2 protein-coding genes are annotated in these 2,309 nt (G+C 65.6%); both read right to left on the bottom strand.

All coding sequences use genetic code 11. From position 1 onward, the window contains the following. On the bottom strand, window positions 1–1,325 hold a 1,325-nt coding region (locus EN742_RS32185), incomplete at its 3' end, for an alkaline phosphatase D family protein (protein ID WP_128333737.1). Window positions 1,326–1,587: 262 nt separating this feature from the next. Next, window positions 1,588–2,309, bottom strand: a 722-nt coding sequence (locus tag EN742_RS32180; RefSeq protein ID WP_148670413.1) for an MFS transporter, incomplete at its 5' end; no start/stop codon positions are given.

The raw sequence follows: 2,309 nt of genomic DNA, 5'->3' as shown, positions 1-2,309 counted from the left end.
TCCCAGAACGGATTGAAGTCCTGGAACTGCGCCTTGTCGGGGTTGTAGTAGTGCGCGGCCGTGTAGTGGACGTCGGCCGTCAGCCACACCGTGTTGCTGATGCCGGCATTCTTGATGTAGCGCAGCAGGTCGGCGATCTCGAGTTCGCGCCCTTTGGGCAGGCCGTTGTCGCCGTTGCTGACGGCCTCTGCGCCCACTTTCTTGGTGCCGTCGTTCCAGACGACGAGGCCAAGCGGCATGTCGGCGGCGATGATCTTCCAGGTCGCCCTTGAATTGGTCAGCTCGCGTTTCAGCCACTTGGTCTGCTGCTCGCCCAGCATGCGCGATTCCGGCGTCATCGTGTCCTGCATGTCCGGGCCGTTCGGGCCGCGATAGGAGCGCATGTCCAGGAAGAACACGTCGAGCAGCGGCCCGTAGGCGATCTTGCGGTAGACGCGGCCGGGCTCGGCCGGCTCATAGCGGATCGTCGTCATCTCGTGGAAGGCGCGCGCCGCGCGCGCCGCCAGCACATGGATGGATTTTTCCGAATAGCGGTCGTCACTGCTGAGGTCCTTCGAATCCGACCAATTGTTGACGACCTCGTGGTCGTCCCACTGGTAGAAGGTCGGGCAGATGGCGGAGAGGCCCAGCACGTTCTTGTCCATCATGTTGTATTTCCACTGCGCCCGGTATTCGTCGAGCGTCTGCGCCACCTTGCGCTTCTCGTCGATCAGCACGGCGTTCTTCCATTTGCCGCCGCCGGGCAGGTCGACCTCATCCTTCATCACGCCGTCGGCATAGATCGTGTCGCCGGAGTGCAGGAAGAAATCGGGCGTGTGCTTACCGATGGTGGCGTAGGTCTTCATGCCGGTCTCGTCGATGCCCCAGCCCTGGCCGGCGGTGTCGCCCGACCAGGCGAAGCGAATGTCGCGCTTGGAGGCCGGCGCAGTGCGGAACCGGCCGACGATCGGCTCGGAGACGGCGTTGACGTCGGCGAGATCGGCGGCCGTCATGCGGTAGAAGATGTCCTGGTCGGCGGCGAGATCGGTGAGCAGCCGCTTCACCGTGTAGTCGCTGGCCGGCGACGTATCGAGCGGCGCGAGCCTGGTCGCGTTGGCGAAGCTCTCCGTCGACGAGACTTCGAACATCACCCGCGCCGGGCGGTCCGTGCGCGTCCACACCATGCCGCTTCCAGCATCGACGTCGCCCGACTGGACGCCATGGGTGAAGGCCGGACGCTGGCTGGCGCGCGAATAATAGGGCAGCGCGAGGCCCGAGGCGCCGACCAGGCCGAACGCGCTCGCCGAGGTGACGAAGGCGCGGCGGGTCATCGAGATCTTGTTCATGGCTGTCTCCGGGATGGCATTGAACGGGACCGCCAAGCTCCCGCCTCAATGTTTCAGGCGCATCTCGGAACCATGAAGTTTTTCTGACAACCAACAGGTGTCTTTACCTTCTCCCCCCGGGGGAGAAGGTGGATCGGCGCGATAGCGCCGAGACGGATGAGGGGTACTGGAAGGAATGGGACGTCGGTGTCCTCTGGAACACCCCTCATCCGTCGCCTTCGGCGACACCTTCTCCCACAAGAGGAGAAGGGGCAGTCGTGTCCTACGCCGGCTGCGGCTCCGGCTCGAAGGCCGGCTTGCTCGTGTTGATCAAGAGCGAGATGCAGGCCGCCGCGATGCCCGTCATGCCGGCGATCAGGAAGGCCAGCTCGTAATTGCCCTGCAGCTCGCGCATCGTGCCGCCGAACGCCGCGGCCGCCGCCGCGCCGACCTGGTGGCCAGCGACGATCCAGCCGAACACGATCGGCCCGCGGCGGTCGCCGAAGGCCTCGTTGGCGAGCCTCAGCGTCGGCGGCACGGTGGCGATCCAGTCGAGCCCATAGAGCACGGCGAAGATGATCAGGCTGACCGCCGAGAAGCCGGAATAGGGCAGGTAGATCAGCGACAGGCCGCGGATGGCATAGTAGACGCCGAGCAGTTTGCGCGGGTCGAAGCGGTCGGTGAGCCAGCCCGACAGCGTCGTGCCGATCAGGTCGAAGATGCCCATCATCGACAACAGGCCGGCCGCCTGCACCTCGCCGATGCCCATGTCGCCGCAGAAGGCGATGAGATGCGTGCCGACCAGCCCGTTGGTGGTGAAGCCGCAGATGAAGAAGGTGGCGAACAGGTACCAGAACACCCGCGTGCCGGCGGCGCGGCGCAACGTGCTGAGCGTGTGCGCCAGAAAATTGCCCTGCGAGGCGGGCGATACCGGCGGCACGTCATCCGGATCGGCGCCATAGCGCACCTGGCCGATCGAGGCCGGACGCTCCGGCACCAGCAGCC

This window comes from Mesorhizobium sp. M4A.F.Ca.ET.020.02.1.1, assembly GCF_004022645.1.
Taxonomy (GTDB): Bacteria; Pseudomonadota; Alphaproteobacteria; order Rhizobiales; family Rhizobiaceae; genus Mesorhizobium.
This window is presented reverse-complemented; position numbering and strand designations above follow the sequence as displayed.